At 35.8% G+C, this 25,057-nt stretch carries 33 protein-coding genes; 17 read left to right on the top strand and 16 right to left on the bottom strand.

The features are described 5' to 3' along the window. Window positions 1-279: 279 nt before the first annotated feature. Window positions 280-1,764, top strand: coding sequence for a UDP-N-acetylmuramoyl-L-alanyl-D-glutamate--2,6-diaminopimelate ligase (locus tag J2S05_RS17155; RefSeq protein ID WP_306984950.1), 1,485 nt, complete (start codon window positions 280-282; stop codon window positions 1,762-1,764). 205 nt (window positions 1,765-1,969) lie between these two features. Here the strand turns inward: J2S05_RS17155 and J2S05_RS17150 are convergent, their stop codons facing one another. From J2S05_RS17150 to J2S05_RS17130, 5 genes are all read right to left on the bottom strand, one after another. Continuing rightward, complete coding sequence (locus J2S05_RS17150) at window positions 1,970-2,446, bottom strand: GNAT family N-acetyltransferase (RefSeq protein WP_370873657.1); 477 nt, start codon at window positions 2,444-2,446, stop codon at window positions 1,970-1,972. 65 nt (window positions 2,447-2,511) lie between these two features. Beyond that, window positions 2,512-2,931 (bottom strand): arsenate reductase (thioredoxin), encoded by a 420-nt coding sequence (arsC, locus tag J2S05_RS17145; RefSeq protein ID WP_306984946.1) that lies wholly within the window; start codon window positions 2,929-2,931, stop codon window positions 2,512-2,514. Window positions 2,932-2,946: 15 nt separating this feature from the next. After that, complete coding sequence (locus tag J2S05_RS17140) at window positions 2,947-4,245, bottom strand: arsenic transporter (RefSeq protein WP_306984944.1); 1,299 nt, start codon at window positions 4,243-4,245, stop codon at window positions 2,947-2,949. Window positions 4,246-4,270: 25 nt separating this feature from the next. Then, window positions 4,271-4,642 carry an ArsI/CadI family heavy metal resistance metalloenzyme gene (locus J2S05_RS17135; protein ID WP_306984942.1) on the bottom strand — a complete coding sequence of 124 codons (372 nt, stop codon included), beginning with the start codon at window positions 4,640-4,642 and terminating at the stop codon, window positions 4,271-4,273. Between the two features lie 54 nt (window positions 4,643-4,696). After that, window positions 4,697-5,026 carry an ArsR/SmtB family transcription factor gene (locus J2S05_RS17130; RefSeq protein WP_306984940.1) on the bottom strand — a complete coding sequence of 110 codons (330 nt, stop codon included), beginning with the start codon at window positions 5,024-5,026 and terminating at the stop codon, window positions 4,697-4,699. 242 nt (window positions 5,027-5,268) lie between these two features. Here J2S05_RS17130 and J2S05_RS17125 point away from each other — a divergent pair, with 242 nt between their 5' ends. The 4 genes from J2S05_RS17125 to J2S05_RS17110 all read left to right on the top strand — a co-directional run bounded on the left by J2S05_RS17125 (window position 5,269) and on the right by J2S05_RS17110 (window position 7,863). Beyond that, window positions 5,269-5,742, top strand: a complete 474-nt coding sequence (locus J2S05_RS17125; RefSeq protein WP_306984938.1) for a hypothetical protein — start codon at window positions 5,269-5,271, stop codon at window positions 5,740-5,742. A gap of 75 nt (window positions 5,743-5,817) precedes the next feature. Beyond that, complete coding sequence (locus J2S05_RS17120) at window positions 5,818-6,018, top strand: hypothetical protein (RefSeq protein WP_306984936.1); 201 nt, start codon at window positions 5,818-5,820, stop codon at window positions 6,016-6,018. Between the two features lie 109 nt (window positions 6,019-6,127). Beyond that, the gene (locus tag J2S05_RS17115; protein ID WP_306984935.1) at window positions 6,128-6,649 is read left to right on the top strand and encodes a TetR/AcrR family transcriptional regulator; all 522 of its coding nucleotides are present in this window, start codon (window positions 6,128-6,130) and stop codon (window positions 6,647-6,649) included. Between the two features lie 74 nt (window positions 6,650-6,723). Beyond that, window positions 6,724-7,863, top strand: coding sequence for an MFS transporter (locus J2S05_RS17110; RefSeq protein ID WP_306984934.1), 1,140 nt, complete (start codon window positions 6,724-6,726; stop codon window positions 7,861-7,863). A 393-nt stretch (window positions 7,864-8,256) separates the two neighbouring features. Here J2S05_RS17110 and J2S05_RS17105 read toward each other — a convergent pair whose 3' ends face one another. Both J2S05_RS17105 and J2S05_RS17100 read right to left on the bottom strand, forming a co-directional pair. Continuing rightward, complete coding sequence (locus J2S05_RS17105; RefSeq protein WP_306984932.1) at window positions 8,257-8,814, bottom strand: GNAT family N-acetyltransferase; 558 nt, start codon at window positions 8,812-8,814, stop codon at window positions 8,257-8,259. 129 nt (window positions 8,815-8,943) lie between these two features. Continuing rightward, entirely contained in the window at window positions 8,944-9,558 is a 615-nt protein-coding gene (locus tag J2S05_RS17100; protein ID WP_306984930.1) for a CPBP family intramembrane glutamic endopeptidase, read from the bottom strand. 132 nt (window positions 9,559-9,690) lie between these two features. Here J2S05_RS17100 and J2S05_RS17095 point away from each other — a divergent pair, with 132 nt between their 5' ends. Then, the gene (locus J2S05_RS17095) at window positions 9,691-9,870 is read left to right on the top strand and encodes a hypothetical protein (RefSeq protein ID WP_306984929.1); all 180 of its coding nucleotides are present in this window, start codon (window positions 9,691-9,693) and stop codon (window positions 9,868-9,870) included. Window positions 9,871-9,976: 106 nt separating this feature from the next. Then, window positions 9,977-10,846 (top strand): glycine betaine ABC transporter substrate-binding protein, encoded by an 870-nt coding sequence (locus tag J2S05_RS17090; protein ID WP_306984927.1) that lies wholly within the window; start codon window positions 9,977-9,979, stop codon window positions 10,844-10,846. Window positions 10,847-10,906: 60 nt separating this feature from the next. On the opposite strand, the gene J2S05_RS17085 is transcribed toward J2S05_RS17090, so the two are convergent. Both J2S05_RS17085 and J2S05_RS17080 read right to left on the bottom strand, forming a co-directional pair. Then, complete coding sequence (locus J2S05_RS17085) at window positions 10,907-11,278, bottom strand: DMT family transporter (RefSeq protein ID WP_306984926.1); 372 nt, start codon at window positions 11,276-11,278, stop codon at window positions 10,907-10,909. Between the two features lie 17 nt (window positions 11,279-11,295). After that, window positions 11,296-11,610 carry a DMT family transporter gene (locus J2S05_RS17080; RefSeq protein ID WP_306984924.1) on the bottom strand — a complete coding sequence of 105 codons (315 nt, stop codon included), beginning with the start codon at window positions 11,608-11,610 and terminating at the stop codon, window positions 11,296-11,298. Between the two features lie 226 nt (window positions 11,611-11,836). On the opposite strand from J2S05_RS17080, the gene J2S05_RS17075 reads away from it, so the two are divergent. Continuing rightward, window positions 11,837-12,649: a MerR family transcriptional regulator gene (locus tag J2S05_RS17075; protein WP_306984922.1), complete on the top strand. Its 813-nt coding sequence runs from the start codon at window positions 11,837-11,839 to the stop codon at window positions 12,647-12,649. A gap of 50 nt (window positions 12,650-12,699) precedes the next feature. On the opposite strand, the gene J2S05_RS17070 is transcribed toward J2S05_RS17075, so the two are convergent. Next, window positions 12,700-13,230: a GNAT family N-acetyltransferase gene (locus J2S05_RS17070; protein WP_306984921.1), complete on the bottom strand. Its 531-nt coding sequence runs from the start codon at window positions 13,228-13,230 to the stop codon at window positions 12,700-12,702. Window positions 13,231-13,323: 93 nt separating this feature from the next. On the opposite strand from J2S05_RS17070, the gene J2S05_RS17065 reads away from it, so the two are divergent. Continuing rightward, a complete protein-coding gene (locus tag J2S05_RS17065) occupies window positions 13,324-13,974 on the top strand; it encodes a CPBP family intramembrane glutamic endopeptidase (protein WP_306984919.1) in 651 nt (216 codons plus the stop codon). Window positions 13,975-14,042: 68 nt separating this feature from the next. Here J2S05_RS17065 and J2S05_RS17060 read toward each other — a convergent pair whose 3' ends face one another. Then, complete coding sequence (locus J2S05_RS17060; protein ID WP_306984917.1) at window positions 14,043-14,819, bottom strand: TSUP family transporter; 777 nt, start codon at window positions 14,817-14,819, stop codon at window positions 14,043-14,045. A gap of 237 nt (window positions 14,820-15,056) precedes the next feature. On the opposite strand from J2S05_RS17060, the gene J2S05_RS17055 reads away from it, so the two are divergent. The 3 genes from J2S05_RS17055 (at window position 15,057) to J2S05_RS17045 (ending at window position 18,245) form a co-directional block, all read left to right on the top strand. Continuing rightward, entirely contained in the window at window positions 15,057-15,854 is a 798-nt protein-coding gene (locus tag J2S05_RS17055) for a phosphotransferase (RefSeq protein WP_306984915.1), read from the top strand. 72 nt (window positions 15,855-15,926) lie between these two features. Then, window positions 15,927-16,691: a MurR/RpiR family transcriptional regulator gene (locus J2S05_RS17050; protein ID WP_306984913.1), complete on the top strand. Its 765-nt coding sequence runs from the start codon at window positions 15,927-15,929 to the stop codon at window positions 16,689-16,691. A 117-nt stretch (window positions 16,692-16,808) separates the two neighbouring features. Next, window positions 16,809-18,245, top strand: a complete 1,437-nt coding sequence (locus J2S05_RS17045; RefSeq protein ID WP_306984911.1) for a glycoside hydrolase family 1 protein — start codon at window positions 16,809-16,811, stop codon at window positions 18,243-18,245. Between the two features lie 263 nt (window positions 18,246-18,508). Here J2S05_RS17045 and J2S05_RS17040 read toward each other — a convergent pair whose 3' ends face one another. Further along, window positions 18,509-19,036 (bottom strand): GNAT family N-acetyltransferase, encoded by a 528-nt coding sequence (locus J2S05_RS17040; RefSeq protein ID WP_306984909.1) that lies wholly within the window; start codon window positions 19,034-19,036, stop codon window positions 18,509-18,511. Between the two features lie 119 nt (window positions 19,037-19,155). On the opposite strand from J2S05_RS17040, the gene J2S05_RS17035 reads away from it, so the two are divergent. Genes J2S05_RS17035 through J2S05_RS17020 form a run of 4 tightly spaced genes read left to right on the top strand, consistent with a single transcriptional unit; the run spans window position 19,156 to window position 21,780 of the window. Further along, window positions 19,156-19,713, top strand: a complete 558-nt coding sequence (locus tag J2S05_RS17035) for a class I SAM-dependent methyltransferase (protein ID WP_306984908.1) — start codon at window positions 19,156-19,158, stop codon at window positions 19,711-19,713. A gap of 21 nt (window positions 19,714-19,734) precedes the next feature. After that, window positions 19,735-20,424 (top strand): response regulator transcription factor, encoded by a 690-nt coding sequence (locus tag J2S05_RS17030; RefSeq protein WP_306984906.1) that lies wholly within the window; start codon window positions 19,735-19,737, stop codon window positions 20,422-20,424. After that, a complete protein-coding gene (locus tag J2S05_RS17025; RefSeq protein WP_306984904.1) occupies window positions 20,421-21,506 on the top strand; it encodes a sensor histidine kinase in 1,086 nt (361 codons plus the stop codon). Before J2S05_RS17030 ends, J2S05_RS17025 begins: the two co-directional genes overlap by 4 nt. A 16-nt stretch (window positions 21,507-21,522) precedes the next feature. Beyond that, on the top strand, window positions 21,523-21,780 hold the full coding sequence (locus tag J2S05_RS17020) for a hypothetical protein (RefSeq protein ID WP_306984903.1): 258 nt from the start codon (window positions 21,523-21,525) through the stop codon (window positions 21,778-21,780). A 10-nt stretch (window positions 21,781-21,790) separates the two neighbouring features. Here J2S05_RS17020 and J2S05_RS17015 read toward each other — a convergent pair whose 3' ends face one another. The 4 genes from J2S05_RS17015 to J2S05_RS20490 all read right to left on the bottom strand — a co-directional run bounded on the left by J2S05_RS17015 (window position 21,791) and on the right by J2S05_RS20490 (window position 24,356). After that, complete coding sequence (locus J2S05_RS17015; protein ID WP_306984901.1) at window positions 21,791-22,162, bottom strand: DUF3221 domain-containing protein; 372 nt, start codon at window positions 22,160-22,162, stop codon at window positions 21,791-21,793. 238 nt (window positions 22,163-22,400) lie between these two features. Then, a complete protein-coding gene (locus tag J2S05_RS17010) occupies window positions 22,401-23,288 on the bottom strand; it encodes a COX15/CtaA family protein (protein ID WP_306984900.1) in 888 nt (295 codons plus the stop codon). Then, window positions 23,281-24,027, bottom strand: coding sequence for an alpha/beta family hydrolase (locus tag J2S05_RS17005; protein WP_306984898.1), 747 nt, complete (start codon window positions 24,025-24,027; stop codon window positions 23,281-23,283). The genes J2S05_RS17010 and J2S05_RS17005 overlap by 8 nt, the downstream gene beginning before the upstream one ends. Further along, entirely contained in the window at window positions 24,027-24,356 is a 330-nt protein-coding gene (locus J2S05_RS20490) for a DUF1516 family protein (RefSeq protein ID WP_370873656.1), read from the bottom strand. Before J2S05_RS20490 ends, J2S05_RS17005 begins: the two co-directional genes overlap by 1 nt. Window positions 24,357-24,491: 135 nt before the next feature. On the opposite strand from J2S05_RS20490, the gene J2S05_RS17000 reads away from it, so the two are divergent. Next, window positions 24,492-25,040, top strand: coding sequence for a PadR family transcriptional regulator (locus J2S05_RS17000; RefSeq protein WP_306984897.1), 549 nt, complete (start codon window positions 24,492-24,494; stop codon window positions 25,038-25,040). The last annotated feature ends 17 nt before the right edge of the window (window positions 25,041-25,057 follow it).

Below are 25,057 nucleotides of genomic sequence, written 5' to 3'. Positions count from 1 at the left end.
TATAATTCATTGAAGTTCACTAAGAAAGAGCAACTACACCTGTTTCACTTTGTTTAGTGAAATTTACACGTTCACCTTGAAATTGGAAGCGTAATAATGATGTTGATGGGTACAATAAACACTATCGTTATACACATTGTACCTTTAATGATCCTACATAACGAAAAGAAGTGTCCAAGATGGATACTTCTTTTTGCGTTAGCTGCTTCCACACGACTACATCGGAAGATTTTCTAGAACTTGGGGTCATCTACTATGATGATTTAAGGAGCACATATTATGAACATACACTCTTTACTGAACAATATAGACGTCGATGCCTCTTCCCTCGATATCACGATTACTGGAATCTCAAATAATTCTGAGAAAGTGGAACCCGGCAACCTTTTTGTAGCCATTAGCGGGTATGCTTCAGATGGCCACAAGTATATTCTTTCAGCGATAGAAGCTGGAGCAAAAGCCATCATTGGCGAACAGGATGTACAGGCATTGTCTGTTCCATATTTTAAAGTAGCTAACAGTCGTATTGCTCTCGCACAATTAGCTAAAACTTTTTACAATTCTCAAAGCAGGCCAAAAACAATAATCGGGATCACAGGTACAAACGGAAAAACAACGACATCCTTTATGATCAAACACATTTTAGAGAAATCTGGTCGAAGCTGTGCTCTTTTTGGATCTGTTCATAATATCGTTAATGGAATAATGATCTCGGGTACTACTAAAAATACAACAATCGATGCACTGGAACTACAGAAACAATTAGCTAAAAGTAAAGACGAGTTTGTGATTATAGAAGTGACCTCCCATGCCCTTACTCAACATCGAGTAGGAGGGATCGATTTTGATATTTGTTTGTTTACTAATTTAAGTCAAGACCATTTGGACTATCACAAAACGATGGAATCCTATTTCTCTGCAAAAGAAACGTTATTTGATCAGCTTTCTAAAAATGGAATAGCCATCATCAATACATTCAATAAGTGGGGAGCAAAATTAGAAGCTAGATTAAAAAAGAGAAAGCTACACACCATTTATACAATGGGTGACTCATCGACCTCTTTTTCTATAAAAGACATTCAGTACAAGGACAAAATGAGCCTTATCGTGCAAGATCAAAATCATCACTATCAATTAACGTTGAGCTTTCTTGGTGAGCATAATATTTATAATGCTGTAATGGCCTTTTTAACAGCGAAAGCCATCAACATAACGCCAGAAGATGCGCTACAAGCGCTCGAAACATTTAGTGGTGTACCAGGTCGATTTGAAGTCGTACAACATCCAATAGGTGCAAAATTCATTATAGATTATGCCCATACTGAAGATGCATTCCTCCACTGCTTCCATACAGCCAACGCAATGGGAGCAAAGCGTATCATTCATATCTTTGGGTTTAGAGGCGGTCGTGATATAGGTAAGAGACAAGCCATGATTGATGTATCCAAGTCATTTAGTGACGTTATTATCCTGACCTTCGATGATCTAAATAATCTATCCTATGATGAGATGCTTCAGACTCTTTATTCGTTTGATATAGGTGAACAAGGACTCGTGATTCCTGATCGAACGGAAGCGATTGGACATGCATGGAACATGATTGAAAAGGGAGATTGGGTCTTCATTACGGGTAAGGGCCATGAACGCTATACCCAATCATTTCATTCAGATACGTTTTCGGATAAGGACACAGTGGAGCAGCTACTGCATAATCCACTTTCCTATACCAAAGAGCACATCTCCATAGAGCTACCTTTTAGTTAGATTGGTGGACATAAGAGTAAATGAGGGCGGGGTAGAACTCTTTTACTTATCATAAAAACCCGAATTAATCCGCTAGTTAACCAGCGGATTAATTCGGGTTTTTGTCCAAAAATATAATAGAGCAGAGCTACCGCTTCGGACATACACTCCGCTAGTTTAGGCTGATTAGTAAACAGGTCAAGGAATCTGCGGCTCCCTATATTCATTATTTCATTTTCATACTCATAATCATCTGTTCCCCAATAGGTCCGATTTTTCTTTTTTGGGTATCTTGAAAGCCTACTGTGGTGTAGAGTTTCTGTGCAGGAATGTTCAATTGATTCACAGCTAGAATAATTTCATCGATATGAGGAAACTCAGTCGTAACAAACTCACTAAGTAAGGACATTGCGTGTTTAGCGTATCCCTTGCCCTGATCAGTATAATTAATAGATAATGCTGACAGCAACAGGGCATTAGGGTTGCTTGAGTATTCCTTCACTCGATCTGTTGATTGCAATTGAAAGAAACCTACAGGCGTATTCTCACTTAAAATAACAACCTTCTCTGCCCCTTCTGAATCCTCTATTAGTTTATCCGGTAAGGTCGTGAATTTTTCCTGTTCTTGAGGAAGTTTAAACGCTTTTAAGAACTGAACGTGCTCTTCTTTCAGAAAAACCAATTGAATGTTATCTGTTTTCACTCTACTCATTCTCCTTCAACCGTCGCTTTATCGATCATGACATATGACAGTTCACTGAAAGAATGTTATCTCTCTTTTTCAGAAAACAACTTGATTCGATCGCCTATTTCATCTCTGACTCTTTGGAAAAATGCCCATTTCTCCATTTCAGTCCCATTTGCTTTCGCTGGGTCATCAAATCCCCAATGTTCTCGTTTAACATGAGCGGGTGTCATTGGACATTTATCGGCGGCGTCCCCACATAAGGTAACAACTAAATCAACCTTTTGTAATCGTTCATGATCAATCATATCAGAAGTCTGATTCGAGATATCAATGCCTACTTTATTCATCGCTTTCACGGCACTTGGGTTTACGCCATGTGCTTCAATACCTGCGCTATACACGTCCCACTCATTTGAAAGATAATGCTTCGCCCAGCCTTCTGCCATTTGGCTTCTGCATGAATTACCTGTACAAAGAAAATAGATCTTTTTTTTAGTCATCTTCAAAACTCCCTTTTAATTAATCAGTAGCAACCACAGATATAAGCCTAATAAAGTAATAAACAACACAGGAATGGTTATGATCACACCTGTTTTAAAGTACATTCCCCAAGAAATCTTAACTCCTTTTTTGCTGAGAACATGAAGCCATAACAAGGTTGCCAATGAACCAATTGGTGTAATTTTCGGCCCCAAATCAGCTCCAATTACATTCGCATAAATCAGTGCCTCTCTTGTTAATCCAGTTGTATCTGTTCCTGCTATGGCGATGGCATCAATTAAAACCGTTGGCATGTTGTTCATTATTGATGATAGGAACGCTGCAATAAAGCCCATACCCATCGTTGCCATGAATAATCCGCCATCTGCTGTTACCTGAATCACATCGGTTAAGACATCCGTTAACCCTACATTTCGTAAGCCATAAACCACGACATACATACCTATCGAGAAAAAGACAATATTCCACGGAGCACTTTTCATCACAGTACCTGTTTGAACTGCCGGACTTTTACGTGCCATTACTAAGAAAATAATTGCGATTATACCTGCAATAAATGAGACGGGAATATGTAGAAATTCACTAACCAAATAGCCAACGAATAATACGCCTAATATCACCCATGATAAACGAAATAACCTTTGATCCTTTATGGCCTCCACAGGTTTTTGAAGCTCATTGTATTCGTACCGCTTTGGAATTTGCTTTCTAAAATACAAATAGAGAACAAGTATACTAGCAACTAAAGCAAAGAAGTTCGGCACAATCATTCGAGATGCATATTCAATAAAACCAATACCAAAGTAATCTGCTGAAACAATATTCACCAAATTACTTACAACCAAAGGAAGCGAAGTCGCATCCGCGATAAATCCACTAGCCATGATAAAGGGGAACACCATTTTTTCATTGAATTTAAGTGAACGTACCATCGATAAAACAATTGGTGTTAAAATCAATGCAGCTCCATCATTGGCAAAAAAAGCAGCAACGACTGAACCTAATAAACAAACATAAACAAACATGAGGACAGCATTTCCCTTGGCTAATCTAGCCATATGTAATGCGGACCATTCAAAAAATCCAATCTCATCAAGAATTAATGAAATGATAATAATAGCAATAAACGTCAACGTTGCGTTCCATACAATACCTGTTACATCAAGCACATCCGAGAATGTTACAACACCTAAAAGCAACGCTACTATGGCTCCCCCACATGCTGACCAGCCGATATTTAAATTCCTAGGCTGCCAAATGACTAGCACAAGCGTTCCAATAAAAATAATGGACGCTAACAAAATTGAGATCAACAGATGTTCCTCCTTCTTCCCCTACTTACTCTACATCTACTTTCGTATAAAAATATTCCCACTCAATTCCATTCGGGTCGGTCACCCAAAATTTATCCTGAATAGCATAACAACAATTCGTATCCATCTCTTCTCTAGCAAAAAATCCAGCCTCTTCTAACCTATGTTTATGCTGCAAGACCTCTTCTTTTGATTGCACCTGCACTCCTAAATGATTTATTTGATTCCCTTTGGCCTCATCAACTTCTTTTAACGTAAGATTTAAAGCAGGTTCATTTGACAAGAACTTTACATAGTTCTCTTTTTCCTTAACAGGTTTCACTCCTAAGAACCGTTCATAAAATTGTTTGCTTTCTTTTAAATCCTCTACATTTAAACCGATGTGTACATAGACCAAGCTGAACCTCTCCTTTAATCAATTTTTTTTGATTTATTGAATGAGATGGAATAATTATTTTGACGGTTTTAACACACAACATAATTGTTCTGATAAAAGTCCGTCCATAACCTGTTCATTTACACGATAATAACTCCAGGTGCCTTTTGTTTCTTTATGAAGCAATTCTGCATTCATCAAGATTTTTAAGTGGTAGGAGAGCTTTGATTGGGGCATATTCATTTCGTCCACTAAATCACACACGCACGTTTGCCCTTTGGTACTTAGTAAGTGGATTAACTGTAATCGTTTATTATCTGCCAATGCTTTAAATTGACGTTCAAGAACATCAAAATCTTTAGTCTGACTCCCTCCACATTGAACGTTCATTATTTCACTACTCATACTTCACCTACTTAATCAATTTTTTTTGATTAATATGAGTGTATCCTACGCTTTCTAATAAATCAAGATAATTTGATATACATGTAGGAGAAAGGAAAGTGACAACCACCCAAACTTAGTGTATAATCCACTATCATATAAGCGTACAACAATTGTATACGAATGATTTTAGGAGGAGCCTGTCACCAAGGGACTATTATGTCTATTTGGAGACAGGCTTTTTTTATAGGGGAGATACAGTGATGATTAAGATCCAACACATACCATTTGTGAATAATAGTGTTCACCCATTAAAAAATCTAATAAACCATTTAACGTACTTAGAAAAAAGTCATCCTGATCAAAAGCCATTTTTTAATAAAGATGCAGACAATCTAACTAAGACTTGCTTTACTCGTGCTTTAAATAAACAAAAGGTTAAGGGAAATGAATCAGGATATAAGCTGCTCATTACATCAGATCTGAATCAAATGAAACAGTCATCCATATCACTAATAGATATCATTCGAAATGGAATCATTTCATTTGAGCATAGTCAGCAGATCCATTTAGATTGGTTAGCTTTGAATCATGCTTCAGATCACATGCCCCATACCCATCTTGTCATCAGAGGTTTTGATGTTAACCAAAATAAAGTCAACCTATCCCCATCTCATTGGAAGATTATGCAGCACTGTATTACAAAACAATTAGACGATCTTACGACACATTCGTAGAAGAGATTCGTCCTACAATTATGATATAATTGGAAAAACGATCAATACAAAATTACAGATGGGAGTAAATCATCTATGAAAAATGAAACAAGATTTATCCTGCATCTCGTTATTATTGCCTTCTCCATTATCATTATTTCTATGACACAGTTACATATCATCCCCATTGAAAAAGCTCAGAATGTAGCTCTAGTTGGTTTGTTACTTGGAACAATCTCATCACATAAGATCTACAAATCATTCAAAAAAGAACAAAAGCGTTCTAGTTCTGACTAGTACGCTTTTTTTATATGTATTCATTTCTACAATAAAGAGGCTTTGATTTGCATAATAAATTTATGTGTGATATTTTATAGTGACCGTTCTATCTAGAGGTGGTGAGTACATGAGTGCAAAAAGACAACAAATTTTAGACACAGCTGAAACTTTATTTTATGAAAATGGATTCCATCATATTGGACTTAAACAAATCGTCAAAGAATCTAATGTTGCTTTAATGACCCTTTATAATCATTTTGATTCTAAGGAAGAGCTTATACAAGAAATCCTTAGAGATCGAGAGACAAGGTACCTCTCTCTCTTAAGCACGAATGAGCATGAAAGTATGCACAAAAAGGCTAAATCAATAGCAAACATTCATATTCATTGGCTTAGTTTCAACCGACATGGATGTATGCTGTTACGAGCTAAAGAAGAATTCTTTAATGTGAATGAATCTATCGTTCATTTCGTGTTAGAGCATAAAATGAAAGTCATTCAAACGTTTCTTTCCCTTGGGTTTACCCAAACGCAGTCATACCAATTAACGCTACTGCTTGAAGGTGCAACGTCGTTATCAGAGGTGCTCGACCCAAAAGAAGTCGGATCTGAATTAGAACAGCTGGTTGATCAATTGTTTGATAAGTAAGCTTCTATGCTTACTTACTTTTTTTCTCACTAAATAGAGTTATCGTTCTATCTAATATATTGGAGTGATGAAAGATGTGGAAATTTGTCTTACCTGGTATTGCTATGATTGGCGTCACGTACGCGTTTGCTCGTTTTAGTTTTGGGTTGTTCTTACCTAACATCTCAGAGTCACTTAATCTCACTGAAAGTGATGCTGGTTTAGTTAGTTCATCCGCTTATCTTGCCTATACATTGGCTTTACTAACGTCAGCGTATCTAATTCAGAAATTTGGTCAGTTACGAGTCATTCAATATGCGGGTATAAGTGCTGTAATCGGATTGTTAGGAATTTCACTTTCCCCTAACTTTTATCTTCTACTAGGATCAACGTTTATTGCCGGGCTAGGGAGCGGTTGGGGCTCTCCTGCCTTTGCCCAAGTAGCAAGCCAAAACATTGTCAGTAAAGATAGAGATAAAGGAAACACCTGGATTAATAGTGGAACAAGCTTTGGAATAATCATATCAGGGCCGGTTGCCCTCTTATTTACTGAGCATTGGAGACTTTCCTTTTTATTTTTTGCAAGTGTAACGTTAGCCGTTTTACTTTGGAACAGCTATTCTATTCCCAATCACATTCCTACACCGAAATCCAACGAAAAAAAATCGACCTTATGGGATTGGTTCAACTCATTAAAGAAAGCAAAATATCTACTTATGGCTTCCTTAATTATAGGTATAAGCTCGTCTATTTTTTGGACATTTTCTAGAAGCTTATTAAGTGTTGTTCATAGTATGAGTAACTTTGAAAGTGTGATTTTTTGGATTGTTATGGGGGTTTCTGGAGTTATAGGTGGAGTTACTGGAGGGACTATTAATAAGTTGGGGCTTCCACTGTCTTATCGACTAACTCTTGTCCTTATGATGATTTCAATATCGATCATTACACTATCTTATGATTTAGCCATCTATACTTCCGCCATCTTATTCGGAATAACGTATATATTCATGACAGGAATTTTAATTGTTTGGGCTACACGAATCTATATTAAGTTGCCATCATTAGGCGTCAGCATGTCCTTTTTATTTTTAGGAATTGGTCAATCCATCGGTTCATTTGTAGCTGGTCAATCAATTGATGCCTTGTCTTATCCAATAACGTTTGTCATCTTTTCTCTAATTGGCCTGATTGGATTATTCGTACCTGTACTAAACAAAAATCAAGGTGGAAACTAATTGAAATTCACAAAAGCCTCTCAGAAATCCATTTTAGGCTTCTGAGAGGCTTTTGATACCTATTTTCTTTTGAAAAACTTAAACAATATTAAAATCCCTGCGGTTATCAAATAAATATCAACTAAAAGGGAATAATTAATCCACCAAAGAATAATATAGACTCCATATAGCTGATGCCTCCTATAATTATGTGATTTTATTTTTATTAAGGGAATGGTATAACTGTAACCACATTACTATAAAGGAGGGGCTACCAATCGAAACTTTTTTATTTTTCGGTGTAATGATAGTAACGCCTGTTATATTAATGGGTGGCGGTTTAGCTGCAACTATCTACGGTATTAAAAAAATCCGTGAGAATTTAAAGTAAAAGACCAGACACTATGCCTGGTCTTACTTTGAATTCCCTTTATATTCTTCCCTAAGAATAGACATAAGAATGGTGTGATAGAATTGACCGTCAATATATTCTCCTTGTCTAAGCTCCCCTTCTTTTACAAATCCACACTTTTCAAAGAAACGAACGGCTCTTTTATTTCCACTCCATGTATCGATCTGAACTCGATTTAGATTAAGAGTATTAAATAGATAATGAAGTAAAGTAGCGACTGTGTCTTCGCTATGCCCCGTTCCCCAATAGTTGGGTTCACCTATCATAATACCAAGTGTAGCTGATCGTACGATCCAGTTTATGTCCCGATAATCGCATTTCCCGATATGTATATTGTCTTTAGTATAGATCGAGAAAAATTGTCCATCTTCTACTAAATTATTATCGATCGTATTTTTTTCTAAATAATGCTCCAGTCCAACCATTGAGTTGTTTATCTGAAAAGCCTTGTCACTTCCTGAGGATAAAGTGACGATTTCCTCATTGTTAATCCACTTGAAAACATTCTTTAAGTCCTGTTCAATGACTGGTCGTAACTCGACTACCTTACCCACTAACATATCAAAGCATCCCCTTTTAACTAGAAGTTACTGATAAACCATCATATGTTTTATAATAGTGTAGAACCAAAATGAAGTATATAAGAGCGTATTTGTAGATTGGTCCAGCTATCAAAAATTGAGTGGTTTCTATCTCTTCCACTTACCCGAAACAGCAGATAACATTAACCATGGCTCTATTATTATATTAATCAAAACGTGGGCTACTATGGGAGCAAATGTACTTCGATCTGTAAAAATATAAAGCGCTGCTAATAAACACCCTAAAACACTGGTTGATAATACAACAGGGAGAATCACTTTAAGCTCACCACGTAGAAGTCCCCATGCCCCATGAACAAGTCCAAACACTAAGCCTGAAATGATAATTTGGGCAAAGCTGGATAGATCGATTGAGAATAAGTAATCCATTAAAACGTGTCTAAACAGGACCTCTTCTACAATTCCAGTTACAATAGCGGCCCATATTCCTATTAGTTTCAACCAGGAGAAAGTAAACAGATGAGCTTTAACAAATGGTATAGCAAAAACAGTATAGATGCTATATCCAATAACAATGAGTAATGTAAAGATCCATACAGACAGATCAGTCAATAATTCGAGATCAAATCCAATTCTAGTAGTGACAAATCGTTGTGGGTTACCAATATACCAATAAATTAAACTTAACGTTAATGCGCTTGATATACTTACTAAAATCCAACCAGTTTTTATTCTTTCAGCTTCTGTCGTTAAATAACTCATAGCCCGACCCCTTCGCAATGAATATAGTCACAAGAAAATAATGTACTACATTCAAATTACATTATTTACAAGTTATATTCTATTCACTCAGGTCACAAAGTAAGATATTTTTTATTACTTTAGTCATTACAAATGGAGGAGTCTGGTTCAGTAGCAACACTCGTACAAATGACCATGCCTCTCGGAATTATTGCTGGTGGTTTGTGGGCAGAGTTTTTTAACATTCGTATTTTATTTGTCATAAACATTGTATTATCCGCTATTATCTTGATTGCTTTATTACGAACGACTTTTCACCAAACTGTAAAATAACGTTATTCGAAGGCTAATCGTGTTGAGCTCTCGATTGATTTATGGTTTATTTCTAAGTGAAATTGGGTATAAATAACCTGTACTTATAGAGGGAGTGTTTATATTCATGTTAACTAGAAAGAACGTACTATCTGGTATTTTGCTTACGACAGCTATTTCACTAACTGCCTGTGGCGGAGATAGTACTGGAGACGGTGGTTCCATCACAATTGGTCACACTACATATTCAGATGGAACGGCATTCGCATATGTATGGAAACAACTTTTAGAAGAGCAAGGATATGACGTAGACATCACAACGTTTGAAAAGGCTTTTTTATTTGAAGGAACGACTAATGGGGATCTAGACATTTCGTTTCCTGCTTGGTTGCCATTTACAGATCAATCTTATGTTTCACTCGATACGGATGATTTAGAGATATCTGAAGAAGGAATTATGTACAAAGGAGCACATAATGGTCTTGTGGTCCCTACCTATATGGAGGATATCAACTCAATTTCGGACTTAAATGATCATATTGATGAGTTTGATGCAACCATTGCTGGAATAGATCCGGGTTCATCCCTAATGCAAATCATGCATGAAGAGATTATTCCTCACTATAATTTAGAGGCATTTGAGCTTACAAATTCGTCTGAACAAGCGATGATGCAACAGCTCGATACGGCTTATCAAAATCAAGATCCTGTAGTCGTTACGCTATGGAGTCCGCATTATGCTTTTGAGGATTATGATCTAAAATACTTAGAAGATCCTGATCAAGCCTTTGGAGAGCCTGATGATATTTATTACATGGGACGTAACGGGTTTACGGAAGATTTTCCTGAAGTCGACAGTTGGCTAAAAAATAGCTTTTTTGAAGAAGAACAGCTGTCAGAGCTGCTCTCTCTGCGCCAACAACTAGGTGATGATGAAGAAGCTGCCTCACAATGGATTGAAGAAAATCGCGATGTAACAGATAGCTGGCTTGACTAGTAAAAATAGATGGAAGACCGATTAAAAAGCTAAGGGATATCAACTCCCTTAGCTTTTTCTTCACCCTTTTGAACCTACCACTTGATCACTTTTCTCTTGATCATTTGTAAGGAAGTTTAGCGAAACCACTCCACCAATAACTAAAACAACGCCAATAAACTTTATCAAACTAATCGGCTCATCAAAGACAAAAATACTGATGACATAAATTAACGCCGTGCCAACACCTACCCATATTGCATATGCAACGGATAAAGGGATATAGTTCAGTGCATTTGCTAAACTAAACATCGCAATGACAATAGCCACTACGGCAATAATTGAATATGAGAGCTCACTAAATCCTTGGGATAACTTAATGTTTGTTGTAGAGATTACTTCGAAAACGATTGCCGAAATCAAGAAAAGTATGCCTTTAAGTTTGTTATTCACTTTTTATCACCTAGTCTCTAGTTCAAATTTATAATTAATACTCCAACTAAAATGACACCAAGAGCCGTTATTATTTTTATGTTCATATGCTCTTTAAATAAGAACACACCGATCATCGCTGTTAATACCATTCCAATGCCACTCCATGTTGCATACGTAATTCCAACCGGTAGATCGATCATGACAATCGATAACAAATAGAAGGTCGGTACATACAAAGCAATGGTAACAATCCCATACTTCTTAATGCGAAACCCTTCTGATTTCTTCATAAAAATATCGCCAATTGTAGCGATAATGATTGCTGTAAAAAGAGCGAAATATGCAGTCATCTTAAAACTCCTTCGTTATACTAATAGAGGCATTGCTACAGAATACTTTACGTAATCCATTTCCAATGTTTTTATTGTTCTCACACGTCCACATATAAGATTATTTACCCTGGTCTTTTAACTCTTCACTTATATCAACCCCAGTCCATTCATGAGATGTAGTTATTACTCCTCTATTTGGTTACAATAAAGTATAGTGTTACACCATAGTCAAGGAGGATTATTCTTGGATTTACAACATCATTTAACGACAGGGCAGTTCGCTAAGATCATGAATGTAAGCAAAGACACTCTTTTGCATTATGATAAGATGGGACTGTTCTCACCTGAAATTAAACAGGATAACGGGTATAGGTATTACCTAATCAATCAATTAGATGTATTTAATATCATTCTGGCCCTTAAAGAATTAGATATGCCCTTAAAAGAAATAAAAGAGTATATTGTGAACAGGTCACCGGAAGAGCTCATTGACCTTCTGCAAGAACAAGAAACGTACCTAGACAATAAGATTAAACAACTTCAATTGATGAAAAAGGTCCTATCAGATATGAAAAACAATACGAAACATGCGATAAAAGTAGACACTTCTGAAATAAAAGAAGAACACCAAACAAGTGAATATCTACTGTTAACAAAAGCCCATCCTTCTATTGAAGACAATGAAATTTATCAATCAATCCTTGATCATAAGAATGCTTTAAATGAACAAAACATTACGGCCTATTTATCAGCTGGTTGGATGTTTGATTCTACAAGAATAAAGAATAAAGTTGGTTTTTATTATGATTATTTATTTAGTAGAGTGGATAGAGAAAAAACAACCTATAACTATATAAAACAAGAGGGTACATACCTCATCGCCTATCATACAAGCGGCTATTCAAGGATTGAAGATACGCACGAACGATTAGTCAGATACGCTAAAAAACAGGACATGGATGTAATAGGGTATTTTTATGAAGACATTTTATTGGATGAATTAACGGTTAGAGGCTATGAACGATACCTCATTAAAGTTTCGATCATGATTAGATAAAAACAAGCACCAAGGCTTTGTAAGCCTTGGTGCTTGTACTATATCTCTTTTTACCTACTTAATCGTTTCATATAACAATGTCGATCTTTTCCTCCATACATCGGTCGCGTAAATTGAAGAGTAAAACCTGCTGCTTCTAGATTTTTTATACTAGCATGGTTCTGAGGGTGAACCGTTGAGTAGAGATACAGACACCCACTTTCCTTCGCCCGCGTTTCTCTCAGCTCATGAAAGTATCGTTGTAAACCAAGACCACGTACTGATTCATGGACTACGGTGGAATCCAATGCTGCAACTAGGGACCTTTCTCTCTCAGGTATTCCAAATTCAATACCAAGATTACTTTCACTCACACCAGGAAATGCCAATACAGAAAATGCAACTAACTCTTCTTTTCTAAAAACCCCGTATACTTCACCAGTACCATTTAGAATATCTAGGAAATAACGTTCGTCATCCATCGCAAATAACTCCTGAGAAGGTAGACGCGAAATAACGTCTAACATAAGCTCTCTTATTGCAGACAGGTCTAAATGATTTAGACGCCGTGTTTCTAACTGGTCTCCCTCTTTTGTATACAAATCCAGAACTCCCTTAGTACATAAAATTTATGTTAACATACAATTATTAGGATTTTGCTTACTCTTGAATAGTAGATAGGGTGAAAACTGAATATGAGTATTTTTATTTCTTTACTCCTTGTTATCTTATTAACATTTTCATATAAAATAGTTGATTTAACTTTTCGCATGTTGATCGGAAGAGCTTTGTACCAAAAAATAGAACATGCGATGATTTATATATGGGGAACATTGATAACGATCATTGCGTTCTTTTATGTAGATAATTTCGTCTTTCGCTTACCTATTCACTATGAACCAATCATTCCATTAATTCTTATTACGGCGATAACGTTTATGTTCACTTCTCGACACTCAGGATATCATCCGATTGGAAAAAAGAACATCTTAAACTTTGTCATAATGTACCCTATTTTTGAAGAAGTTATTTTCAGAGGGATGATGATACCAATTCTTAATAACTCACTTCCTACATACTCTGTTTTAGAATTATTTCACACACCCGTTACGCTACCGATCCTACTGTCTGCCTTTTTATTCGCAATAGCCCACTTACAATATTATAGCCTTAATCGGACTAGCGTGAAATTTATGCTGTTCGCCTTTCTAGGAGGAATTCTACTTGGGATGATTGCGAATGACTCACTATCCATCGTTTTTGCGCTATTCTTGCATATAGAATTTAATTTACTTGCAGTCTATTACTCAAAAAAGTTTAGCAAAAAGGGTAAAAGTATTTCCTGAAACAAGTAGCCTGCATCAACTTAAAAAAGTACCAAAGCTCAGAAAGCTTTGATACTAGTCAATTCATTTTAAGCCATTAATTCGATAACATAATCATAGACATTCTTAATAATTAATACTGAAGTGACCACAATGAATAGAATACGTACGAAACCACTGCCATATCTGATCGCAAAATGGGCTCCCACAATCGATCCCGCTATCCCAGACACACCCATTAATAACCCGATCGTATAATTGACTTGCCCTAAAATCATGAAGAGAATTAATGCAGAGATATTACTACCGAAGTTTAAGAACTTCGCATTACCAGCAGCCTGCAAGAAGTTATAACCAATAAAAAGAAAGGCAAACATAAAAAATGATCCCGTTCCAGGCCCCAAAAAACCATCATAGAAACCAATTGTAGTGAGAGTAACTGCAAATAGGATCCATCTTTTTTTAGTTAATTCTTTAAAAGTAGAAACACCTTTACCCCAGTCTTTTTTTACGATTGTATAAATAGCTACCACAATTAACATAAAGAGCATGACTGGTTTAAACAAGGCGGGATCAATGATATAAACTGTCCAAGCACCAAGCAATGAACCTATGAGAGATAGTGGAAAGAACTTCAGAACGGATTTTAATTCTAAATGACCCGATCGATAGAACATAAATGTACTTGTTAACGAACCCATTGTTCCAGCTAGTTTATTTGTTGCGACGGCTGCAGTAGGATTTAGACCTGCAAAGAGCAAGGCTGGGATGGTTATTAATCCTCCACCACCAACTACAGCATCAATAAACGCAGCCAGGAAACCAATTGTAATGATTAGTAAGACCATATCTATGTCTAAATTCATGTATGTCTCCTGATTACTCGTATATTTTTTTCCTTATATTTTTCTTTTTTGAATCCTTTTAAAGATAAAAATTATGCCTATAATTATGCCCACTACAAAAACCAAACCAGCTATACTGGTGACAGGTGCTAATAACAAACCATGTTCCTCCGCATCATATTTTTTAGAATATTATATCATGAGAAATAGTTAAATATAGTCGAATGGTAGTGTATGTCCCCTCATGGAGGTTTTCATATGACAAGTCACGATGGAAAAGAAGAATGGCTAGATGGTGGTAATATGTCAAACGTATACCGGTCAGGAGAAACTGTTCGACGTGATTTAAAGACTGATAGCAAAAGAGTCCATTTGTTATTAAAGCATTTAGAGAGAAAAGGTTTTGATTACGCACCAAAATTCATAGGTATTGATGAAAACAACAGAGAAATAGTAACCTTTATTGAAGGAGAAGCAGGAAATTATCCATTGAAAGAGTATATGTGGTCTAACGAATCATTAAAGGAAATAGCAAAGATGCTTAGGCATTATCATGATTCAGTCAGTGACTTCCCCCTATTAAATGAATGGAAACCAATGGAGGGTACGCCTGGGGAAAAAGAAGTTGTCTGTCATAATGACTTTGCCATGTACAACATCATTTTTAATAAACAACATCCCGTAGGTATTATTGATTTTGATGTAGCTGCTCCTGGTCCAAGACTATGGGATATCGCTTATACTCTCTATACATGTGTCCCGTTAAGTAGACTGTCATATACGGAAAAAGGTGAGATTGTCTATTATGAACAGTCTAGTGACTCTACGATTAGAAAAGAGAGAATAACATTGTTTTTTGAAGCCTATGGAATGAAAGACTTGGATAAAGATTTTTTAGAGATGGTATTGCTTAGGATAGAATGTTTATGCACATACATGATAAAAAAAGCGAGTGAAGGTGATGCAGCTTTTCAGAAAATGATCGACGAAGGACATCTTATCCATTATAAAAAGGATCTAGAATTCATTCGCGAACATGGACACGAGTGGATATAAGAGTGTGAACAACCTCCTTTAAAAATTGTAGTCATTTGCACTTTCCTATACAATTAATCCGAGGTGGGTAACTTGGAGCAATTAACGTATACACTGTTAGCTTATATAAATAATTCTCTTGAAAAAGATATTAACTACTCTATCGCAAGGAGCTTCTTAGAAAATATAGATAGGTTAGAGACGTTTTCATTGGAAGCCGTTGCTGAAACGTGTAGTGTAGCTCCTTCAACTATCAACCGATTCTGTAAAAGAATTGGCTTTAAGAATTTTTCTAACCTACGAAACAGCGTGATCTTATCCAATAAGACTAGAGAATCCTCTGAAAAAATAAATAGATATTTGGATCCAATCAGTTTTAAAGATCAGTTACAGGAAAATGTTGACATGATCGATACAATCCCAACCGAACAAATTGAGCGTATTGTTCACCATATAAATTCATCTAAGAGAATTGTTATATTGAGCTTTGAGAAATATCAAGTTCAAACGTTAGAGCTACAAAAAAAACTACTACTCTTGGGGAAATTTTGCGAATGTGACACAAACCTTTTTAAACAAATGGACACTCTAGATGTCCTGACAGAGGAAGATCTAATCATTACGATTTCTATACAAGGCTATCTCTTAGCAGAGGGTTTGCCCCTAATTGAAAAGATTCGAACAACAAAGGGAAAGCGATTACTGATCACATTTTCGGATGAGCCACAACACCATGAAGTATTCGATGAGATTATCCAATGTGGAAAAACTGAAAATAGTGCTGTAAGTAGTCATACCTTACTTCGATTATTTGATGTTCTTGTTCATTGGGTGAATGAGTACACATACGATTCTTAAACTGGTCTAAATGAGACCAGTTTTTTTATTTTTAAAAGGGTACATTATATATATGGACGTTGTTGTGTTACATTCTCGAACTGAACATATTACATGATTTATATGGAGGCAAAAATGATGGCTAATTATAAGTTCCCTAAAGACTTTTTATGGGGCGGTGCAACAGCCGCTAACCAATTAGAAGGTGCGTACCTTGAAGGCGGAAAAGGCATGAACCTTGCAGATGTTATGCCTGGTGGAAAAGTGCGACTAGATGTAATTGGAAAACCAGGTTTTGATTTTAAAATTGATCATGAGAAATATGTATATCCGAACCATGAGGGTATTGATTTTTACCATCGTTATAAAGAAGATATTGCTCTCTTTGCTGAAATGGGATTTAAAACGTATCGAATGAGTATAGCATGGAGCCGAATCTTTCCTAAGGGCACAGAATCAGAGCCAAATGAAGAAGGTTTAGCATTCTATGATCGTGTCTTTGATGAATTGAAGAAATATAATATTGAACCAGTTGTGACGATTTCTCACTATGAGACGCCACTTCATTTAATTACGGAATACGGAGGGTGGAGAAATCGTGAGTTGATTGGTTTCTTTGAACGCTATGCAACAACATTGTTTGAACGCTACCAAAACAAAGTGAAATACTGGTTAACATTTAACGAAATTAACGGTGCAACACATATTCCACTTCTAGGACTTGGATTCTCACCTGAGACAGAGGAAACGAAGTTACAAGATAGTTTCCAAGGTCTGCACCATCAGTTTGTAGCAAGTGCTCTTGCCGTAAAAGCAGCACATAAGATCATCCCTGAAAGTCAAATTGGATGTATGCTTGTATATGCACCAACTTACTCAACTGATTGCGATCCTCAAAATGTCATGCATTCATTACAAGAGCAGCGTATTTTCAATAATTATTGTGGAGATGTACAAGTAAGAGGAGCATATCCGGCATTCTCAGATCGTTACTTCAAAGAGAATAACATCTCTCTTGATATCAAAGAAGGTGACTTAGACGTCATCAAAGAAGGAACTGTTGATTTCATTTCACTAAGTTACTATATGTCCCGCACAGAGAAAAAAGATAAAACACCTGAGGAAATTGGACAAGGTAACCTAATTGGTGGCGTGAAAAACCCGTTCTTAAAAGCAAGTGACTGGGGCTGGGAAATTGATCCGACTGGACTTCGTATCGCACTTAACCAGTTGTATGACCGTTATCAAAAGCCGCTATTTGTTGTTGAAAATGGATTGGGTGCCTATGATAAGATCGAGGACGATGGGTCAATCATTGATGAATATCGTATCGATTATCTTCGCAGCCATATCGATGCAATGGGCGAAGCCATTGCTGATGGTGTCGAATTAATGGGTTATACGCCATGGGGTTGTATTGATTTAGTCAGTGCTTCAACAGGCGAAATGTCCAAGCGTTACGGCTTTATCTATGTAGATAAACAAGACGATGGGTCTGGAACACTTGAACGTAAGAAGAAAAAATCATTTTTCTGGTACCAAAATGTGATCACAACTAATGGTGAAGAGCTTTAAGAGAGAATAGATACTACTTAAAGACTAGGACAAAAGCAGATAAGCAGACCAAAACGACAAACATTCCTTAACAGGAGCGTTTGTCGTTTTTTTATATGAACATTAGCGGAAGGATAATCCGAAAACTCCCTTTGGGACCCGCACGTGGCGTGCCACGGAGCACGTTGAGGCCGAGCCCCGGAAAGCGTATAATTCTCATGTACCGGTGCTACTCAGCACATTTTATACTATTCGCTTTAATCCCAGCCCCTTTTTAATATTTATTATTTAATTGATTTACTCATTATGACACTACGGTAATTTGTCATATCCCAATCCACATACTCAACAAATTTATACCCTCTTTTGGCGTACATGGTGATTAGATGATCTGCTTTCTCAGCTGTATCAAGAGACACTTCATTCACATCTATTTGTTTATGAGCGTATAATTCAACCTCATCCAACAATTGTGTCCCTAAACCAGCTCCTTGTAACTCTGGTAGGACACCAAATTGTCCAATCACCCCAATCCCTTCTTTTCTATACCAATCGCATGCCATTTTACTACCTGGAGGATAAAAAGAAATAGTGCCAACTATTTTTTCTCCCTCCATTGCAACGAGACAGTGCGCATGCTCTATTCTTTCTAAAGTGATTGAACTGTCTTGGTGAGAAGCAACATATTTCAGCCCCATTTCAGCAAGTTGTTTATAGGCTCTATTGAGCACGTATGTAAGTTCCTCAATATCACCCAGTTTCTTATCAAAAGGTAGTATTTTAAGTTCCTTTTTGCCCTCAATTTTATCCACAGTGATCACATCCTCATATTTTTATAGATCTTAAGAATTGTTAAGGTTTTTTACAACTAAATATTAAGTTTTGTTTTATACACTTGTGCTCATATTAAATAAATGAGGTGCAAGATCACTTGAAAAACATAAAATTTTTAACACAATATATGACCAACCCTAGAACAGTTGGCGCCGTTCTTCCTAGTTCCAAATATCTTAGCCATAAAATGTTAGACAAAGTAAACTTTAAGGCCGCAACTTGCATCATTGAATATGGATCTGGGACGGGTGCTTTTACTAAAGAAATACTTAAAAAAAGAAACAAAGATACAATCATTATACTAATCGAATATAATAAAGAATTCTTTAAGCTACTTAAAGCGAATTTTGAGCATGAAGAAAATCTTTTTATCATAAATGATTCAGCCGAAAACATTGAAAAACATTTATGCGATCTTAAGATTACCTCTGTAGACTTTATCGTTTCCGGACTCCCATTTGCTAGTTTACCTACTGAAATGTCTGAAAGGATATTAACAAATACGCTTAAAATTTTAGACCAAAATGGGGTCTTCATTACATTTCAGTATACTAAATGTAAGATTTCTTTTATGGAACAATTTTTCTCTACAATTAACGTTGAAAAAGAATACAGGAATGTACCTCCAGCTTATATACTAACTTGTAAGAAATAAAATGATTAACAGGAGATTCTTATGCCACCGAAAATTCTTATCATTGATGATGATGTAGATATCAGAAACTTAATTGAGGTTTACTTAGTAAATGAAGGAATGGACACAGTAAAAGCCGAAAATGCAGTTGTTGCTTTACAGCTATTAGAATACCATGACTTTGATTTGGTTATTTTAGATATTATGATGCCTGAAATGGATGGCATCGAAGCATGTATAAAGATTAGAGAAGAACGAAATATGCCTATTATAATGCTTTCAGCAAAGTCAGAAGATATGGATAAAATTCAAGGGCTTACCTCTGGGGCAGATGATTATTTAACCAAACCCTTTAATCCTCTTGAATTGATGGCCAGAGTCAAATCTCAATTAAGACGAATGAACAAATACAACGATCATAATACTCGTGTTAAGAATGAGCTTATTGAGATTGGAGAACTAGAAATACATCTGGATACACACCAGGTTTTTGTAGAGAAGAATGAAGTTCGACTTACACCTAAGCAATTTGATATTTTAGCATTGCTCGCTCGTAATAAAGGAATTGTTCTTAGCATCCAAAAAATTTATGAGACAGTCTGGCAAGAGGATTTTTCTAGGTCCGATAACACGGTGATGGTGCACATCACAAATATTCGAAATAAAATTGAACAGGACCCTAAGCATCCCATTTATATTAAAACGATTTGGGGAGTTGGTTATAAGATATGAGGAGCAATAAATTTAGAAATAAGCTTGTCGTCAAGTTGCTAGGTGTCGTTGCTATCAGTTCTGTTATCTCTTTTATCACGTTGTTACTTTTTTTTCGTTTGGTTGCATATCTGTTCGAGCTTAACAATATTACTAATTTAAACATTACCCCTGCCATGCTGTTAACGGCTCTCGGCTTCTTATTAACTTTATCAACATTTATTGTATCTTTTGTTTTTTTCATAAGAAAAAAAATAAGATATCTAAGGGAAATCTCCGAAAATGTTCATCAAATTGCTAACGGAAAGTTAGGTCAGCTTATTAACTTAAAGGGTAATGATGAATTAACAACTCTTGCAAGAAACATAAATAATATGTCTACAGAATTAGAGTTAAAATTCCAGAATGAACGTAAATTAGAAGTAGAGAGAAATGAATTAATATCAAATGTGTCTCATGATTTACGCTCTCCCCTTACATCAGTTATCGGTTATGTAGATTTGTTGATAAAAAATAAATATCAAAATCACGAACAATATAAAGAATATTTATACATAATCAATCAAAAATCAAACCGCCTAAAAATATTAATTGAGGAGTTATTTGAGTATTCACGATTATCCAATCCATACATTAAATTAAATAAGAATGTCATGAATATGGTTGATCTAGTGGAACAAGTAGTAGGAGAACATACTCCTATATTTGAGCAAGAAAAAATGCACATACTAAAAAATATTGATGATTATAATATGCCAGTATCTATGGATGTCGAAAAAATCGTAAGAGTATATGAAAACCTTTTTGTGAACAGTTTAAAATATAGCGTAAAGCCCTCAAAAATAAAAATAGACCTTAAGAAAAATGGTGAACTAGCCATTTTCTCCATCTCAAATGAAATTGAGAAAGATGCATCGTTACAAATGAATAAACTGTTCGATCGCTTTTTTGTAGGTGAAAAGGCTAGAACAAATAATGAAGGAACTGGTTTAGGGCTAGCCATCGCAAAGAAAATCGTAGATCTTCATCATGGACGAATTTATGCAGATCTTAATGAAAATCTGATCACTTTTGTGATCGAGTTTCCCATACAGGAAACGTGAATGAGGTGTATAAATAATGATGAAAAGTGGTTTAATTCTCTCACTTATTCTTCTAATCATTGCTTTAGTTGATTTTAAGAAAGGAATAGATAGGGATGACAAGACACACAAGCTAATTCTAAATCATCTGGGACTCCAAAAAGGACAGTATTCAATTCATTCGTTTGGAGATAATCCTAATGAATTTCTCATAACGTCCTCAAAAACAATGTATATCATTAGATTCGATAATTATAAGAAACCAAGCAGAATTGTGAGGACAGAGGTGAAGTAACAATTAGGGATTATCGCAGGTCAAACGTCCATCCCATCTCTTGTAGGCTATCTAGTGTATCCTGTGGTATATCCTCTGTACTACCACTTTCTATTAGCTCACAACTATAGATCGAAGTTTGTGCAGGATAACTTTCTGCAATCTCATCGTGTGTGATCTGAATTAAATCTCCACTTTTTAAGTCGTTGAATAGGTTTTCGTCTCCTGTTTGGTTATTCATATCAATCGCACCTTGGTCACTAATGATGAGATTCACATCATTAGTTGACTTTAGAAGTGTCCCCTCCATCTTCCCTAACGTAGACTGACTGTTTTGGGACCAACCTACATATCCAACCATACTAACGGTAAGTAGGAGAACAAAGATAAACCGTTTCTTCACACGATTTCACTCCTCTTCATTTTTTTGCTCACTACCCGCTATTTACTAGATTGCACAGAGCAAGTACAATCCCTTTACATTTTACAAATTAATTTCAGCTAACAGCAGTTTGATGATTCTACTAGAAAGAAAAAAGCAAGGGACATTCTAAACAAGATAGATCATATTTTCTCAGCGCAGAGAAAAGCTAAGACTCTAAGTTTAAATAAAAATAAATCAGTACATAGCTTGTTAGTTTTTATATTCTTCTTGATATGACAATAGTGTATGTATAGATAGAAAAGAGTATAGATATAGTTAAAGCATGTACAACACCTATCGTTAGGTTCTGATTATTAGTTAAAACCATGCCTACCCCGCTTAAGAGTTGTATGATCACTAACAAAATACTTGCTGTACCTATCCATGCTAATAAGCGTTGCTCCCTGTATCTCACTAGAATCCAAATAAATAATAACACGACTAAAACGGATAAAAACATGCCCGAAATCCGATGAAACATTTGAGCAAAAACAACGTTTCCTTCGCTAAATAAAACAAATTTACCGTCACAGAGTGGGAAGCCTGAACAAGCTGTTGCAGCCCCCATATGTTTTACAAATGCACCCGTATAAATAACAGCGTACGAGTATAATGCTATTGCCACAATAAAACGTTGAAAATGTGTGCCTACGTTTACTTTAAAAGGCTTAACCTGATTTTCAAACGTAAAAAGAAAAATTGTAAAGACTGCCGCAAGAGAAACAGCGGAAAACCCAAAATGTAAAGCCATTATTAATGGAGGTTGTCCGAATACAACTTGCCCCGCTCCCATTAAGCCCTGAATAATAATGGCTAAAGAAGCTAAAAGCGCAAAGAACTTTATTTCTTTAATATAAGAAAGCTTGTGCCATGCCCAAAAGGATAGAATGAGTACCAACATGCCCGCAAAGCTAGAAATTAAGCGATGAGTGTATTCTATTATGGTCTCTAACGTGGGGTTATAGGGAATTAGCTCCCCAAAACAAAGCGGCCACGTCGTTCCACACCCTTGCCCCGAACCAGTTTTAGTTACAATAGAGCCTTGTAAGAGAACAAATAGCACAACAATCATAGTAAAAAATGTATAACCTCTGAATTTACTCATGTTCCCCACCTGTTTCTACACTTTCTATCCAATTAACAATTGTATCTATGATAATAGCTTGTTGTTCGCTCACTGTTATGAGAGCAGCGTTGTCACCAGATTGGCTTCCATAATCACCAAAAAAAGCATGATTACCGCCCTTGATTTCTACAAAATCAGTTGTTTGAGGTAAATTTATACTGTTCTCTTTAATTTTATTCGGAGTACTCAATCCATCCTCTGAGCCACTAATAGACAAGACAGGTAAACTAGAATTGAATAAATAGTCATTGCTCGCTGCATATGATCCAAGTAAAACCAGACCGTTAACTTTGTCTAACTGTTGATCTGCAAACATGGCTGCAGCTGCGCCTCCCATTGAATGCCCACCGACATACCATTGAATTACCTGATTGCTTTCAATCATTCTGTTTGCTTTTGATCTATCCAAAATTGGTAGGTTTAACGTCACTGATGGTATAGCAACCGCAATATTCTGTTTTGATAATTCTTGTGCTAAATACTCATACGCATTAGATTCAACTTTTGCACCAGGATAAAGTATTAACCCTTTTTCTGCTTCTTCCGCAGAATATAAAAGCCATCCATCGTCTACTTGATGTGCTTCTTCAATTTTAATTTCCGAACTATTTATAGCTTCGTACGTTACCTGTGTCCATATATAAAAAGATAATAAGCTTAACATTATAACTAGGCATACAATAATTAATGTTCTTTTGTTGAATAACTTTTTCATCATTAAAACCTAATTATCCCAAATCCAATTAGGATAAGGAGAAGAAATAGTCCGCTAATCAAGAGTAGTAGATAAGATTCCTCTCTCGGATTATCCTTTTTCAGGATTATCTCTGTTAGACCTATTAAAAGTAAAGCTAAGACTAATTTAACTATAAATATAATAGGGAAAGACAAATAAAAAGCTAATCCAACTCCTGACCCCAACATAAAAACGGAACAAAGGCGGAAAAGCAACTTCAGAATAAATGACCTATAAAACATATTTAATACAACAAACACAAGTAAAATTACCCATGTCCCCACATGAACCTGATATAAAAAGTCGTACATAAACAAACCCCTCTCTTCTATATGTCATTTTAGACATATTAAACTATATACATAGTAATCAGAATCAATCATTGGAGTCAAGTTTATGTGATATAATTTCGATATATAGACAAATGTTAAGGGATTGATTTTTTTATGAGCTTACAATATGCCTTATTAGGTATCATCTCTAAAAAACCCGCAACTGGTTATGATGTGGTTAGAATATTCAAAGAACAAATGGTGTATTTTTGGAACTCTACTCACAGTCAAATTTATACTGAATTGCACAAAATGGAGACAAAAGGATTAATTCATCATGAGTTGGTCATTCAACATACTTCACCGAACAAAAAAATATATTCTCTTACAGATCAAGGTAGAAAAGATTTAGTTCAATGGGCTATAGAGCAGCCATTAAAACCAGCAAAGATTAAAGATGAGTTCCTAATTAAAACCGCCGCATTCAATGTTTTAACGGTTCAAGATATGATTAAATTAATTGATGATGTCATAGAAAGAGAAAACAAAGTACTAGAAATGACAAATAGTTGGAGAGAACATTATATTAATCAAGAAGAAAATGACTTGGGTACAATGTTAACGATCGAATACGGTATTCGTTATTCAAAAATGTATTTAGATTGGTGTACATGGGCAAAAGATTATATTGAGAATTCCTTTCTCAATAAAGGTTCTAGCTAGAATAAAAGCGAAAAAAA

The sequence above is a fragment of the Alkalicoccobacillus murimartini genome, assembly GCF_030813245.1.
In the GTDB taxonomy this organism is placed as follows: Bacteria; Bacillota; Bacilli; order Bacillales; family Bacillaceae_D; genus Alkalicoccobacillus; species Alkalicoccobacillus murimartini.
Note: the sequence above shows the minus strand (reverse complement) of the source record. Positions and strands in the feature narration are given on the sequence as shown.